At 45.1% G+C, this 14,639-nt stretch carries 10 protein-coding genes and 1 pseudogene; 1 reads left to right on the top strand and 10 read right to left on the bottom strand.

The features are described from left to right. From gcvPB to AR337_RS18030, 10 genes are all read right to left on the bottom strand, one after another. Positions 1 to 1,575: an aminomethyl-transferring glycine dehydrogenase subunit GcvPB gene (gene gcvPB / locus AR337_RS18075; protein ID WP_253701920.1), complete on the bottom strand. Its 1,575-nt coding sequence runs from the start codon at positions 1,573 to 1,575 to the stop codon at positions 1 to 3. A 42-nt stretch (positions 1,576 to 1,617) separates the two neighbouring features. After that, entirely contained in the window at positions 1,618 to 3,000 is a 1,383-nt protein-coding gene (gcvPA, locus tag AR337_RS18070; protein ID WP_059173435.1) for an aminomethyl-transferring glycine dehydrogenase subunit GcvPA, read from the bottom strand. A 25-nt stretch (positions 3,001 to 3,025) separates the two neighbouring features. Next, complete coding sequence (locus AR337_RS18065; RefSeq protein WP_059173434.1) at positions 3,026 to 3,805, bottom strand: SDR family NAD(P)-dependent oxidoreductase; 780 nt, start codon at positions 3,803 to 3,805, stop codon at positions 3,026 to 3,028. Positions 3,806 to 4,283: 478 nt separating this feature from the next. Further along, positions 4,284 to 5,978 (bottom strand): amylo-alpha-1,6-glucosidase, encoded by a 1,695-nt coding sequence (locus AR337_RS18060; RefSeq protein ID WP_059173433.1) that lies wholly within the window; start codon positions 5,976 to 5,978, stop codon positions 4,284 to 4,286. Positions 5,979 to 6,517: 539 nt separating this feature from the next. Next, positions 6,518 to 6,772 (bottom strand): hypothetical protein, encoded by a 255-nt coding sequence (locus tag AR337_RS18055; protein WP_059173432.1) that lies wholly within the window; start codon positions 6,770 to 6,772, stop codon positions 6,518 to 6,520. A gap of 41 nt (positions 6,773 to 6,813) precedes the next feature. Next, positions 6,814 to 7,641 (bottom strand): carbohydrate ABC transporter permease, encoded by an 828-nt coding sequence (locus AR337_RS18050; protein WP_059173431.1) that lies wholly within the window; start codon positions 7,639 to 7,641, stop codon positions 6,814 to 6,816. A gap of 17 nt (positions 7,642 to 7,658) precedes the next feature. Next, positions 7,659 to 8,606, bottom strand: a complete 948-nt coding sequence (locus tag AR337_RS18045) for a carbohydrate ABC transporter permease (RefSeq protein WP_059173430.1) — start codon at positions 8,604 to 8,606, stop codon at positions 7,659 to 7,661. Positions 8,607 to 8,672: 66 nt separating this feature from the next. Continuing rightward, positions 8,673 to 9,926: a sugar ABC transporter substrate-binding protein gene (locus tag AR337_RS18040; RefSeq protein ID WP_059173429.1), complete on the bottom strand. Its 1,254-nt coding sequence runs from the start codon at positions 9,924 to 9,926 to the stop codon at positions 8,673 to 8,675. Positions 9,927 to 10,068: 142 nt separating this feature from the next. Continuing rightward, entirely contained in the window at positions 10,069 to 10,821 is a 753-nt protein-coding gene (locus AR337_RS18035; protein WP_082687073.1) for a response regulator, read from the bottom strand. After that, positions 10,787 to 12,448, bottom strand: coding sequence for a sensor histidine kinase (locus tag AR337_RS18030; RefSeq protein ID WP_059173427.1), 1,662 nt, complete (start codon positions 12,446 to 12,448; stop codon positions 10,787 to 10,789). The genes AR337_RS18035 and AR337_RS18030 overlap by 35 nt, the downstream gene beginning before the upstream one ends. A 1,256-nt stretch (positions 12,449 to 13,704) precedes the next feature. Between AR337_RS18030 and AR337_RS18025 the strand changes: the two are divergent. Next, positions 13,705 to 14,603 (top strand): annotated as a pseudogene (locus AR337_RS18025) (glycerophosphodiester phosphodiesterase). Positions 14,604 to 14,639 lie beyond the last annotated feature (36 nt).

The raw sequence follows: 14,639 nt of genomic DNA, 5'->3' as shown, positions 1-14,639 counted from the left end.
TTAAAAACCAACCTTCTCCGATGCCTTCGCTTTTTTCAAATAAGAACGCCAGGTGATGGCCCATTTTTCAGGATTATCAAAATCATCATTATCCTTGATAAGATGAGTCGTGCTGTTATGCGGCGCGGACTTTACGTACTCCGGATTGGAATAGGCTTCCTCGGCAATATGGGTCAATGATGCGATATATTCATCCAAATCGGCCTTTGATGGAGTTTCCGTCGGTTCAAGTGTGAACGGCTCCGGCACCACATAAGGATGGTGGCTCGTCCAATAATGATGGGCGAAATCAGCCATCCGGCGGGAGATATCATCGGTATCCACACCGGTGTCTTTTGTTAGTTGTTCCCAGCTGTAGCGGACCTGCTCCAATCTTTGCCCTTTGATATATGGCGCGCTGGCACCTCGAATTTTCAAGACTTTATGGTACAAATAGTTATTGTTAAGCACGGCAACCTTCGCCACATCCTTCAGCCCATCCGGCCCAAGCGCGCGAATCCAGGCATAGGCGCGAAGGACGTGCTGCGGAACGCCCTGGAAGGAACGGACCTTACCGATGCTGTGCTTCAGCTGATCATTAAGCACATACTCATCGCCGTCTTTTTCCACAATCGGCCCTGGCAAGAATTCTTTCAGCCTGTCGACCACACCCAACGCTCCTGTAGCCGGGCCACCGCAAGCATGCGGCGTGGAAAAGGTTTTGTGAAGGTTCAGGAAGCACATATCAAACCCAGCTTCCTTTGCCCTTGTAATCCCCAGCAGTCCATTGGCATTCGCCTGGTCATAGTAGCAAATCCCGCCCGCTTCATGGACAATCCTTGTAAACTCTTTAATCCTTGGGTTGTAAATTCCGGTATCTTCAGGGTTTGCGACAACAAATCCCGCTGTTCGTTCGGAAACGGCCGCTTTCAGTTTCTCGAGATCCGGAAACCCGTCCTCGTCCGGATAAAGCGTAATAATTTTATAGCCCTTTACAGCTGCGGTGGCTGCCTGCGAAGGATGGGAAAAGATCGTTGTGATGATTTCATCGCGCTGGTCCGCTTCCCCATTCGCTTCGTGGTACGCCCGGACGATCGATGCCATCGCGAATAATGCCTGGGTGCCGCTCCCCGGTTGAAAGGAGAAATAGTCCATCCCCGTAACCTCTCTTAAGGCGAGGTCCAATTTATGGGTAATTTCGAGAACGCCCTGGACCGTACTGACATCCTGCAATGGATGGAGCTCTGTCATTTTCGTGGATGAACCTAATGCTTCATTAATTTCCGGCGAGTATTTAATCGTACATGTACCTTGGCCAATTTCCACGTTGAACGCTGAGCCCAGCACTTCCTGCGATAACCGCAAATAGTGGCGCAATACCCGGTTTTGGGAAATTTCCGGAAGATTCGGTTTTCTTTTCCTGGCCATTTCCCCAGGAATGTTAGACACCCCGTCCCCTACTTTTTCTTCAATTCCGCTTTCAACCCTTGGCAATGAAACGCCCCGTTCGCCGCTTTGATGAAGTTCAAAAATAACGGGCTCATCCCATTTTGCCTGATGGAATTGCCTGACTTTGCCTCTTTTAATCCTTTCCACGTACACCATCCCTTTCTTTTCCGCTTATGACTTGCGGTTAGATTACAAGAAGTCTTTCATTGTCTGGACTAAGCGGTCGATATCGGCCTGTGTATGAATTTCAGTGATACAGAACAGCGCGCACTGGCCAAATTCCGGGAATTCTTCCGATAAATCTTTTCCGCCAAAAATTCCATTGTCCAGTAAATGCTGATTGATTTCTTTGACTGTTTTTCCCGTCTGGTTAAAATCGACCACGAACTCTTTAAAATTGGCCGATTCAAAACGGGATGCTGCGACATTCGGGATGTTCCCGATTTCGCCCATCGCATAGTGGGATTTTTGCATAATCGATTTTCCAAGCTCATACATGCCATCCGGGCCAAGAAGCGCCAGGTAAACCCCAGCTGTAATCCCCCAAAGTGCTGTTTGTGTCCCGACGGATTCCTTCCCTTTTTCCCTTTGGGCAAAGGATGTGCGGTCGTAAAACACATCGCCAAAACCATACTCGCCATCTACAACGGTTGGCGCAATTCCAAATAACCGCGATGGATATTCCTTAATGAATGTTAGATCATCATGTGTGGCAATAAAGCCGGCCTGGCCTCCGCCATAATTCATATGCATGCCAAGCGGCTGCAGGTCGCCGCAGACGATATCAGCGCCATAATGGCTTGGCGGTTCAAGGACGCCGAGCGAACTTGGGTCGACGCCGACAATCGTAATCGCCCCGGTGCTTTTAGCCAGATTACTAATCTTCTGGCCCTTCGTTTCGATAAAGCCTAGGTACGATGGATTTTCAAAATAGACCGCCGCGGTATTTTCTGAAAGCTTCCCTTCCAGGTCGCTTAAGCTGATTTGTCCGGAATCTTCTTCGTAATCTACGAGAATGCATGCAATATGGGGTGAGCAGTAATTTTCAATAATTTTCAACCGGTCAGGTGAAATCGTTTTCGGCAGCAACACTTCGGACCTTCCAGTAATGCGGTGGGCCATCCGGATCGAAGTCGCCGCGGCCTGCGCCCAATCAAAAGTCGGGACATTCACTACATCCATATCAACCAATTCAGCCATTAAACTTTGATATTCAAATAATGCCTGGAACCTGCCGTGGTCCTCGTACGGATCCCCCGCATAGCCGGTCACAAATTCGGCGCGCGTGTTCACCTGGTCGCAAACTGCAGGAACAAAATGGTTCCAGCATCCTGCGCCAAGGAAATTCAGATACTCCTCGGTTGTTTTATTTTTGTTTAAAATTCCTTCCACATATTTTTTAAGCTCGTATTCCGGGAGCGCTTCGGGAATAGTCAATTCCCCTTTAAAACGCAGTTCCTCCGGTATTCCGACAAAGAGCTCCTCAATCGTTTGGACCCCGATCTCCTTTAGCATTTCCTCCTGCACTTCAGGAACGGTATTCGGTATGTATGGATGGGCTACCTTTTTCATCATGTTCTCTCCTTTACCATTTGATTTATGCCAGGCCGCCGCCGTCAACTGTTAATACGGTCCCTGTCACCCAGGAAGCCATATCGCTTGCCAAAAATAACACCCCTTTTGCAATATCGCGCGGTGTGCCGATTCTCTCCAGTGGCCGCCCAACTGCAGAAGAAGCAAGGAATGAAGCTTCATCGAATTTCAATTGTTTTGCTTCGTCCCGTAAAAGAGGCGTGTCCGTATCACCTGGGCAAACGCAGTTCACACGGATATTTTGTTTTCCATGGTCGATGGCCATTGCTTTGGTCAAATTCACAACAGCGGCTTTTGCCGCGCAATAGGATGCTGCCTGATCACCGCCCTTTAAGCCCCAGCCAGATCCTGTGTTGGCGATGCTGCCCCCGCCGTTTTTCGCCATAATTGGAATCACATATTTTGATAGTAAAAACGTTCCTTTCAAAGAAACATTGAGAACCAAATCCCAATCTTCCTCCGTGTGTTCAACGACAGTTTTTCTGCGAATTATACCGGCATTATTGAACAAAATGTCAATTCTGCCAAATTGCTGTTCAATCTCGGTGGCCGCCCTTTCACAATCCGCCGCCGAGGTGACATCACATTTGAAGAACTCCGCTTTATACCCTCTGTCACGCAATTCCTTGGCAGCCTGGCCGCCGCGCTCTTCATTAATATCGAGCACCGCGACGGCAGCTCCCGCCTCGGCAAACAGCTCAGCAGTCGCCAGCCCGATTCCGGAAGCACCGCCGGTAATCACCGCCACCTTATCTTTGATTCCCAATAGTTGTTCATAATTCACTGCTTTCCCACCCCTTCAAAATTTGGTTCGATTGAAAAACGCGTTCTGATGGTAAAATCGGCTTATCAGTAAATAAGGCTCTCTTATCAGTAAGTGAGGCTCTTTTAGCAGTAAGACAGTTTCGAAGTGTGAATGGGCTCCAAACTGTCTTCATAACCTCGATGAAGTCAGTTTCGAAGTGTAAATGCCCTCCAAACTGTCTTCATAACCTCGATGAAGACAGTTTCGAAGTGTAAATGGCCTCCAAACTGTCTTCATAACCCCGATGAAGACAGTTTCAGGACGTGTATGTGCTCCAAACTGTCTTAATAACCCCGATGAAGTAAGTCTCTTTTATCAGTAAGTTTTATCAGCAAGTCAGCTCTTTTATCAGCAAATAAGACTCTTTTATCAGTAAGTGAGACTCTTTTATCAGTAAGTGAGACCCTTTTATCAGCAAGTAAGACTTTGTTATACGATCGTCCACTCTTATCCTTGACTAAGCTCCCTCATTTTCCTGCAATAGATGGCCGAGCATGAGGAATACACTGGACGTCCATGTAAATGCCGGGTCTCGCAAACCTGCGCCTGTTAACGCATCATAGTTTTCCGCCATCCCGGATTTTGAAGCCATCCTGCAGAATCTCCGTGCAATCTCAAGCGCCAGCTCTTTTTCACCTGCCGAGAGCAGTCCATCCACCACCAGCATCGTCGTTGGCGCCCAAATCGGCCCTCGCCAGTAGCCATCTTCTTTATAAAACGGACTGGACGGCAGCTCTGTCGCCAGGCCATTCTCAGTTAAAAAGCCTTTGTTTTTGATTCCGTCGACCAATTTTCCCAGAATCCCGGCCGGCAGCCTTTTTCCAAGAATAATAGGGATATAGAGAACAAGGCTATCTGATTCAATCACTTCATGGGTCCCCGATTTCTTCGCCACAAACCGCTCGCCATTCCAGAAATGATCAATCAGTCTCGTTAAAAGTTCCTCGGATTCCTGCCTCCACCTTTCAGCTTCGACATCCAGGCCCAGTTTCTCTGCGATTTCCGCCAGCACTTCCATTTGCAATACTAAGAATGAAGACAGGTCGGGACTTTCCACCGGAGGTCCCATTCGAAAAATCGTGCTGTTATCCCAGCCACTGTCATTCCCGTGATTGTATTGCGGAATGCCATCCCCATCACTATCCTGATACGTCATCCACCAACTCGTCCATTTGGCCAGCGGCTCGTATACCTCCTGCAATTTCTCCGCATTCACATAATCGCTTTGAGTGTACATCCGCCTTAATGTCCAGCCATGGATCGGAGGCTTCGTAAAGTTCCACAATGCAAAGCGATTGTTGACGAAATCCGGAAGCATCCCCGATTCATCCTGCAGGTCAAAGAAAATCATGAACTGTTCCCAGGCAAGCTCTGGCGAATTTTTCGCGAGCGCCATCGCATTGAAACAATGGTCCCAGCTCCAAATGTTCGTCATCCAGTTTTTCGACATGTACATCGCGGGCCTCGTCAGCATCCCTTCAGGAGGGACGACACATGACCACGTAATATAGCCAGCCAGCTCCCGTCCACCCGCATGCTCATCAGGCACCGGAAGAACACCCTGAATCCATGAATCGTATTCCTTTTCAACGATCTCTTGCCCTTTTGAAAAAGAAACATAGGATCTCGGCCGATACACAGTCGTATACTCTTCCATCACACATTCCATCTCCGCCGACGGTCCCGGAAGAAGATTCACGATGATTTTTTCACAGCGCTGCTCCTTGAACGGGGCATCCATATCAATGCGCCCCTTTACCGCGGTAAGCATATAACGCATTTCCTGAGAAGAATGATTGACCTCCCAGCGATTCTCGCCAACAAGGGCCGCATAATCATAGGCGCCGGTAATCCCCGTCAGCCTGACACCGACCCCCTCGCTCCTTATTTGCAAAACCCGCGCTTCCGTAATACAAAATTCCGCAAAGCCGCCGTCCGCTTCAAGGCGCAGAAAACTCGGATACATTTGAGACTGATAGGAAAGAGGCTCGCCATCCCGAATCAAATCAACCCGGAACACCTCGCCAAAATCATTGTCCCCGTTCCGGATATTCCGAATATAAAGCGCCCCACCACCGTCCCTTCGATGCCTCGGTGAAATCGTTATAAAAGAACCATAACGGCTGAAAGGGATTTTATTTACATCAAACATGCAGTCACGTCCTTCTTAACATTCAAAATCAATCGATTGGATTAACAAAGCTGACTAGTGATATTTTGCTATTAAGATTCGCAATAAGTAGTAGGTGTCTGACGCCCACTAGTGAATTTTGCGAATAACTAGTGAATCTTCCGCCAAATTTTAAGACGAGGACTAGTGATATTTTGCTATTAAAATTTGCAAAAAATAGTAGGGGTCAGACCCTCACTAGTGAATTTTACGACTAACTAGTAAGTTTCCCGCCAAATTGCCAGACGGAGACTAGTGATTTTTCACTATTAAAATTTGCAAAAAATAGTAGGGGTCAGACCCTCACTAGTGAATTTTGCGAATAACTAGTAAGTTTCCCGCCAAATCGCCAGACGGGGACTAGTGATTTTTCACTATTAAAATTTACAAAAAATAGTAGGGGTCAGACCCTCACTAGTGAATTTTGCGAATAACTAGTGAATTTTTCGCCAAATTTTAAGACAGGGACTAGTGATTCTTTACTATTAAATTCGCAATAAGTAGTAGGTGTCAGACGCCCACTAGTGAACTTTGCGGATAACTAGTGAATTTCCGTTCGCATTTTCTAGCAAATACAGTCCATTGACGATTAGATTGGAGCGGAAGGCACCGACTCCTGCGGGATGCAGCGGCAAGGTGGAGACCCCACAGGCGCTTGAGCCGAGGAGGCTCCACTGACGCCCCGCGGAAAGCGTGTGCCTCGTGACAGGCAAAGAACGCCTGTCCCTGCGATGCTTATTCATGGAAGCTTTCCTAAGTGGAGCGGAAATCAACATTATTAACTCCTCATTTCCTTCTCAAGGTTGTAAAAAATGACTTATTTCAACCCAGTAGTCTGCACACCTTCAACAATTTTCTTTTGTGCAAAAAAGAACAAAATTAGCGGGAAAAGACTGATCAGGAACGTAACCGCCATAAGGCCGTTCGTATCCACATCATAAACTCCTTTAAACTGCGCCAGACCAAGCGTCAACGTATATTTGCTCTGGTCATTCAGGAAAATCAGCGGGCCTAAATAGTCATTCCAGCTGCCCAATATATTGAACACGGCAATCAGCACGATGACGGGCCATACGAGCGGCAAATAGATTTTGTAATAGATTTGGAACACATTCGCCCCGTCTATTTTTGCCGCTTCATCCAATTCTTTCGGAATCGACATAATGAATTGCCGTAGCAGGAATATATAAAACGCGGAACCGAACCAGGAAGGAACAATCAATGCCTTCAGCGTGTTGATCCAGCCAAACATATTAAATTCCATATATTGCGGGATCATCGTTACTTCCCATGGAATCATCATTGTCGCAAGCAAAATAATGAACAGCGTATCCCGCCCTTTAAATTGAAACCGTGCAAAACCGTACGCGACAAGGGTGGATGAAATAATCTGTCCAATGGTCGTCATCCCCGTGACGATTAAACTATTCACCAGGAAAGTATTAAATGGCTGGCTGTTCCATGCTTTGGCAAAGTTCTCGAAATGCCATGTGGAAGGAATGAATTTTGGCGGATATTGTGCAAGCTCTACCGGGCCTTTCAGCGCGGTCATCACCATCCAAAAAAACGGCAAAAGGAATAAGAGCGACAGGGCAATCAACAAACCATATACAATGATTTTCTGGATACGCATTTTCCCTTTCATCCGGAATCGGCACCTCCTTACTTTTCTTTATTTTTTACTTCACTTTCGTAAAACACCCACATACTCGATGATTTAAAGACCAGCATCGTTAAAGTCAGTACAATAAGGAACATGATCCACGCATTGGCTGATGAATAGCCCATTTTGTAATATTTGAACGCATTCTCGTACACATACATTGCATAGAAATAGGTCGACTGCATCGGGCCGCCGCCTGTCAATACAAGTGCAAGCGTCAAAGTTTGAAACGCTCCGATAATCGTCATAATCAAATTGAAAAGAATCGTCGGCGATAACAAGGGAACGGTAATCTTGAAAAATTTATAGAGCTTTCCGGCCCCATCAATTTCTGCTGCCTCGTATAAATCCTGGGGAATATTTTTCAAACCCGCCAGGAAAATCAACATCATCGTCCCCTGGCCCCATAAACTGGCGATGACCATCGCACTGAGTGCCCACTTTGCGTCACTCAGCCATCCTGGCCCCTCAATGCCAATTAACGAAAGCAAGTAGTTCAATATACCGTATTCGCCATCAAAAACCGTCCGCCAGATCATCGCCAGCGCAACGCCGGAAATAACGGAGGGAACATAGAAAAACGTCCGAAAAAGCGAGCTGCCCTTTACCTTTTGATTCAGTAAAACAGCCAACAATAAGGCCAAAGTAATATTCAATGGGACGAAAATCATCGCATATTTCACTGTGATCCATAAGGAATGCCAAAACAGCGGGTCATCAGTAAACATCGTTATGTAGTTCGAAAGGCCAACAAATGTGACTTCCCCGACAATCGGCCAATCAAAAAAACTAATCACAAGTGAAAACAATAACGGTCCAATGGTAAACACAACAAAGCCAATGATCCACGGTGCAATAAACAGATAGGGGACCAATTGGCCCCATTTTATTTTCTTCTTATGCTGAAGTGCCGGGGGTGCTGTGCCAATACTTAAGCCGGATTTCATCGAATGCCTCCTCCTGCTTTTTTTAAGGCTCCACAACACTTTGGTGGTTGTGGAGCCTTTGCCAATTTATTTAGATAAATATTTCTCCGAATCCTTCACGGCTTTATCGAGCAATGGCTTTGTATCCTGTCCAATCATGGCCGCATTTATGGCGGCGGACAGGTTGCGGTTAACCTCGTTCCAATTTTTATTTAATAGGAATGCCGGTGAATTATCCGCTTTTTCCAGCATGGTGTAGAATGGCTTATACAATGGATCTTCCGTTACTTTTGTTTCTTCAACAACACTTTTGCGGACAGGCAGGTCTGCTGTTCTCATCTTGATTGCCTCTTCGGAAGAGAAGAATTTTACAAACTTCCAGGCCAACTCTTTTTGCTTTGAATCTTTCGCGATTGAAATCGACGACGAGTTAATCAATCCTTTTACAGGCTTGGAACCAAACGCGGGCATCATCACCGTTCCAAAGTCTACCTTTGCATCTTTATAACCTTGTACTGACCAAACGCCATTGATAAGCATTCCGAGTTTGTTCGCTTTGAAAATCTCGCTGGCGCTTTGTTGATTTGCCCCGCCCGTCGAAACAGCGATTCCCTCCTTCACCATATCACCGTACATTTGCAGCGCATCAACCGTTTCTTTACTATTCATAATTCCATCAATATTCTTGCCGTCATCCGAGATAAAGCTGCCGCCGTTGCTCCAAACCAAACCTTGCAAATCGTACGGATCCGGCTCGGACGTTACAGCAAAGCCATATTGTTTCTTGCTTTTATCCGTTAGCTTCTTGGCATTCTCTTGAAAATCGTCCCATGTCCAGCCATCCTGAGGATAAGAAATCCCCGCCTCGTCATACAGCTTTTTATTATAATAGACAACCATTGTGGAGAAGCCGGCCGGCATTCCATATAGTTTTCCGTCCACTTTTGAATAGTTGAACAGACCCTCGTAAAAATCGTCCATGTTGAGATCGGAATCTTCCTCTGTATATCCATCAAGCGGTTCAAGCGATTGGTGGTATGTCGTAAAATCCCACATATACATCACATCTGGGGGATTTTTTGCCCCGAATGAGGCGGCAATCTTTTGATCAAACCCATCTCCGTAAGCCTCAACCTGCACCTTTACATCTTTATTTTCTTTTTCAAAAGCTTTTGCGATATCCTCCTGGATTTTCAGTGTATTCCCTGCATCCCAAGTGGCAAAGCGCAAAACTGTTTTTTTGTCCTTTTTCTCCGCTCCGGACGAAGTGTTCGAACTGCACGCGCTCAACAAGAGAGCGATTGCGATTAGCAGAGTAAAACATAAATTCCTTTTCTTCATACGACCCCTCTTTTCTAATTTTTTGACTATTAAAAAAGTAACCGCTTTCATTGTATCTTTCCTGAAAGCGGTTAAACACTTCTATTTGTTTGAATTTTCGTGCAATTTTCTCCGGTTTTATTAAAATTCGTCTTTTTGTTAGCTAATTCCCGTCTTTTTGTTTGATTCGGTAATCAGATGGCGGGATGCCGGTGCACCGTTTAAACCATTTGCTGAAATATTTAGCGTCCTGAATGCCAATTTGCTCTCCAACCTCTTGAATATTAATGTCAGATCCCTTTAATAGCTGTTTTGCAAGCTGGAGACGTTTTTCTTCAATAAAGGAATGGATGCCGCAGCCCAAATTTTTCTTAAATAACGTGCTTAAATGGCTTCTACTCATTCCTACGTCATCGGCAATGCCTTCTACGGTCATCGGGTTTGATAAATTCCTGGCAATATACTCAATCGCTTGTTGAATAACCTTTGGATGGCCTGAAAAATCTGGTTCTTCCTTTGAGGCGGGTTCTGACAGTTCGCTTTGAAAAGCGGCCAGAAATTGGTTTAGCTCTTCATCATCGAAGGCTGTTTTTAATAAATAGCCTGATGCGCCCAGCTTTAAGCCCGCTTGGGCATAATCAAAATCCTTATGGCAGCTGAGCAGCAGAATTTTCGTCTGCGGCCTGCTGACTTTTATTTTCTGTGAGAACTCCAGTCCATTCTCCTCCGGCATGACGATATCGGTAATGACAACATCCGGTTCGTGGCGCAAAAATTCCTCCCAGCCCCGTTTTCCATTCGGGGCATCGCCGACCACAGTCATCCCAAACCTTTCCCAATCGACCGTGGCCGCTAATCCCCGGCGCACAATCGTATCATCATCAACAATTAATACTTTTATGGCTGCTGTATTCATCCTCATCCACCCACCTCTTTGGCCAAGTTATCGTAATCGTGGTTCCGTCGCCAGCCACAGAATCCGTATTTATGTGAAAATCAGTCCCATAATGGATATAAAACTTTTGCTTCACATTATATAAGCCGATCCCTCCGCGCTTTTTCTCATTTGGCCGTGTAAATAATGCACTCAGCTTTTCCGGAGGAATCCCTTTTCCATTGTCCTTTAAAACGAGCCGAAAATAAGAAAGAGTCTCTAAAAACTCGAGGCCAATCGTCCCCGTCCCATCCTCAAATGCATGGAAAAAAATATTTTCGAGCATCGGCTGCAAGGTCATTCTTGGAATCAGCCCTTTTTCAAACTGCTCGTCCATTTTCAATGAAAAGGTAAAGTTTTTCCCATATCGTAATTCTTGAATGGCAAAGAAATGCTGAAGCGTCTTTAACTCTTCTTTTAACGGAATTAAATCAATCGTAGAATTCAAGTTTTCTTCCAGCACTTTCGTCAGATGGATGAGCATCTTTCCGATTTCCACATTCCCATCCATCCGGGCTTTCCATTGGATCGTATTTAACGTGTTAAAAAGAAGATGCGGATTAATTTGATAATGAATCGCTTTCATTTCAGCTTCGCGCTTGGTTGATTCTTTCTCCCTTACCTCTTCCATCAATTGCTTGATTTTCTCAACCATCCGGTTAAAATGGCTGCCTAGTTTTCCAATTTCATCCTTCTTATCGTCAGACAATAACTTTGTGTCGAAGATTCCTTTACTTACTTCATCAATCGCCCATTTCAGCATAAAAATCCGTTTTGAAAACTGATTGGAAAAGACATAAGAAAGAATGAGGGCCAGGATAGTAGCGATCAAAACTCCTATAAATACTATTTTTAATATAACTTGGGAAGATTCATAAAACTTGTCGCGGGGTACGCGGATCTCAACCTCCCAATTATTAATGTTTGTATTCTCTTTCCATAGAATATCGTCGACCGTGTCTGCCTCCGCACTTTTTGAATGATAAAGCGGCTGGCCCATCTCATTTCGAATCGTTATCCTGGATTGGAGATCCTCCTCTAGCACCTCCATCAAGTGAAATACATCGTCAATATCCGTTTCGATTAATAGATAGCTGTTATTTAATACGCCGTAGGAAAACTTCAATGGCACAATTAAGCCAAGGATATGATCAACCTGATTATCTTTAAGATGGTTCGGCTGATAAATCCCGATTTCCGAGTCGCCGCTCCAAATTGTCCTTTTCCAAATATCCTGCATCTTAAATTCTTTCATTTTAAAATCGTAATCACCGTAGAAATAGCCTGACGAAGTAATGATATAGATACCGCGGATGTTCGACTTTTTATGCGCCTGCAGAAGCCTCTGCAAATTATCCACTTCTTTAAAGTCCTCATACGTTCGCGGCTCCTCATGCTGTAAATTAACAGACGTATTATCCGCTAAATACTGCTTGATTTCCGCTGCGCTAAAATACATATCTTCCAAAATTTGATCAAGCTGCGTTTTAATCTTTTCGCCGGCAAAATGATTGTAGTTTGATAGCTTGCCATTCACCACTCTTGAAGACTGATAATAGGAAATGGCCCCTAGCGTCAGCATCGGAATCAACGCCACAACCAAAAACATGATAAACAATCTCTTCTGTGTACTAAGATTTAGCATAGTCTTCACCCATCCCCATATCCCAACAATACTAGATTCACCGTTTTTTGAAAAGTGCGTTAATACAAGAAAACCATACTAAAGAAGGAGCCAGGATATAATTCCCCACTCCTTCTTGTTTATTTTCGGCCAAAAGCCACTGCATTTTCTACACTAAAGCTTTTTTTTGGAAAAATTGGCCCATACACCGGGCTCCCCACCCAACAGCCAGACTGTAAATACCCAGAGGATATGATTTCTGACAACCGAAGGCGAAAAACCAGGTTAGGTTGTCAGAATAAGCCATGTTTCCTGACAACCGAAGGCGAAAATCAAGTTGGGTTGTCAGAATAAGACCGGATTTCTGACAACCCAAGGCGAAAAACCAGGTTGGGTTGTCAGAAAAAGCCATGATTTCTGACAACCGAAGGCGAAAATCAGGTTGGGTTGTCAGAATAAGCCATGATTCCTGACAACCGAGGGCGAAAATCAAGTTGCGTTGTCAGAATAGGCCATGTTTCCTGACAACCCATTGCGAAAATCAGGTTGGGTTGTCAGAATAAGCCCCGATTTCTGACAACCGAAGGCAAAAATCAGGTTGGGTTGTCAGAATAAGCCATGATTTCTGACAACAGAAGGCGAAAAATCAGGGTGGGTTGTCAGAATAAGCCATGTTTCCTGACAACCCAAGCCGAAAATCAGGTTGGGTTGTCAGAATAAGCCCGGATTTCTGACAACCGAAGGTGAAAATCAGGTTGGGCTGTCAGAATAAGCCATGATTTCTGACAACCGAAGCCGAAAATTAGGGTGGGTTGTCAGAATAAGCCCGGATTTCTGACAACCGAAGGCGAAAATCAGGTTGGGCTGTCAGAATAAGCTATGATTTCTGACAACCGAAGGCAAGAAGTAAAAGCCGAAAATGACATGATAACCATATATGCTACTCTCATATTTAGTTCAGGAGAACAAAGAGATGCGGAACTTGCCATGATAAAAGAGGATGGCAACTGGAAAATATTCGCGTTTACTTCTTATTGAAGCATGGCAGCGGTTCTTACGGGTTCGACTTTTAATCCCCCTTTTGAGAGAAAATTGGCCATACACCAAGGCAGCCAACATCAGTGCATACAAATAACATTTTCACTATTTACAATTTTGTAACGATATTGTTATTCCCCCTTCACACTCTATTCATTTACGTTTATTAAGCTTTAAGTGACTAATGAATGGAGGGATTTTAAATGTTGATGAAAAGTTTTTTTAGAAATGTCATGATGTCTGCGGCAGTTATCGGTATTGGAACTGGAGTAGTGAGCCAGGTACAGGCGGCGGAATTGATTAAGCCTTCTCTTAATCCCAACAAAATCCTGAATGTTGCGCATCGCGGTGCATCGGGCAATGCTCCTGAGCATACGCTTCTTGCCTACAAGCTCGGCCAGCAAATGAAAGGTGACTACATAGAAATTGACCTCCAAATGACAAAAGATGGCGAACTGATTGCCATGCATGATGAAACGTTGGAGCGTACAACCAACGGAACCGGTCATGTAAAAGACTTTACGCTCGCGGAAATCAAACAGCTTGATGCTGGTTCCTGGTTCAATGAGAAATATCCGGAGTATGCTAAGCCTGAGTACTTCGGCCTTAAAGTTCCGACATTCAGGAAGTCATTGAAACATTCGGTACAGGCGCCCGCTATTACATTGAAACAAAATCTCCCGAAGTTTACCCTGGCATGGAAGAAAAACTAGTGGAAATCCTGAACGAGTATAAATTGACAGGGAAAAATGTGCCTTCCAGCAAAGTCATCGTTCAATCATTCAGCGCGGACAGCCTGAAAATGGTCCGCGAAATGGATCCAACCATTCCATTGGTCCAACTGCTCTGGTACGAAGAGCCAGCGACTTTGACAGATGAAGAGCTGGAAGAGTACAAATCTTATAGCATCGGACTTGGCATGAATTATGGCAAAATTGATGAAGCCTATGTACAAAAGGTCCGAGACAGCGGCCTTCTGATCCATCCATATACAGTTAACGAAACAGCCGATATGGAAAAACTATTGGACTGGGGCGTAACAGGCATGTTCACCAACTTCCCTGACCGCCTCCAGGAAGTCCTGAAAAGTCGCAACTCATAAAATAAGCCTGAATTTATTAATCATTTTTACAAGAAA

Source organism: Bacillus sp. FJAT-27445, from assembly GCF_001510665.1.
Lineage (GTDB): Bacteria > Bacillota > Bacilli > Bacillales > Cytobacillaceae > Bacillus_D.
Note: the sequence above shows the minus strand (reverse complement) of the source record. Positions and strands in the feature narration are given on the sequence as shown.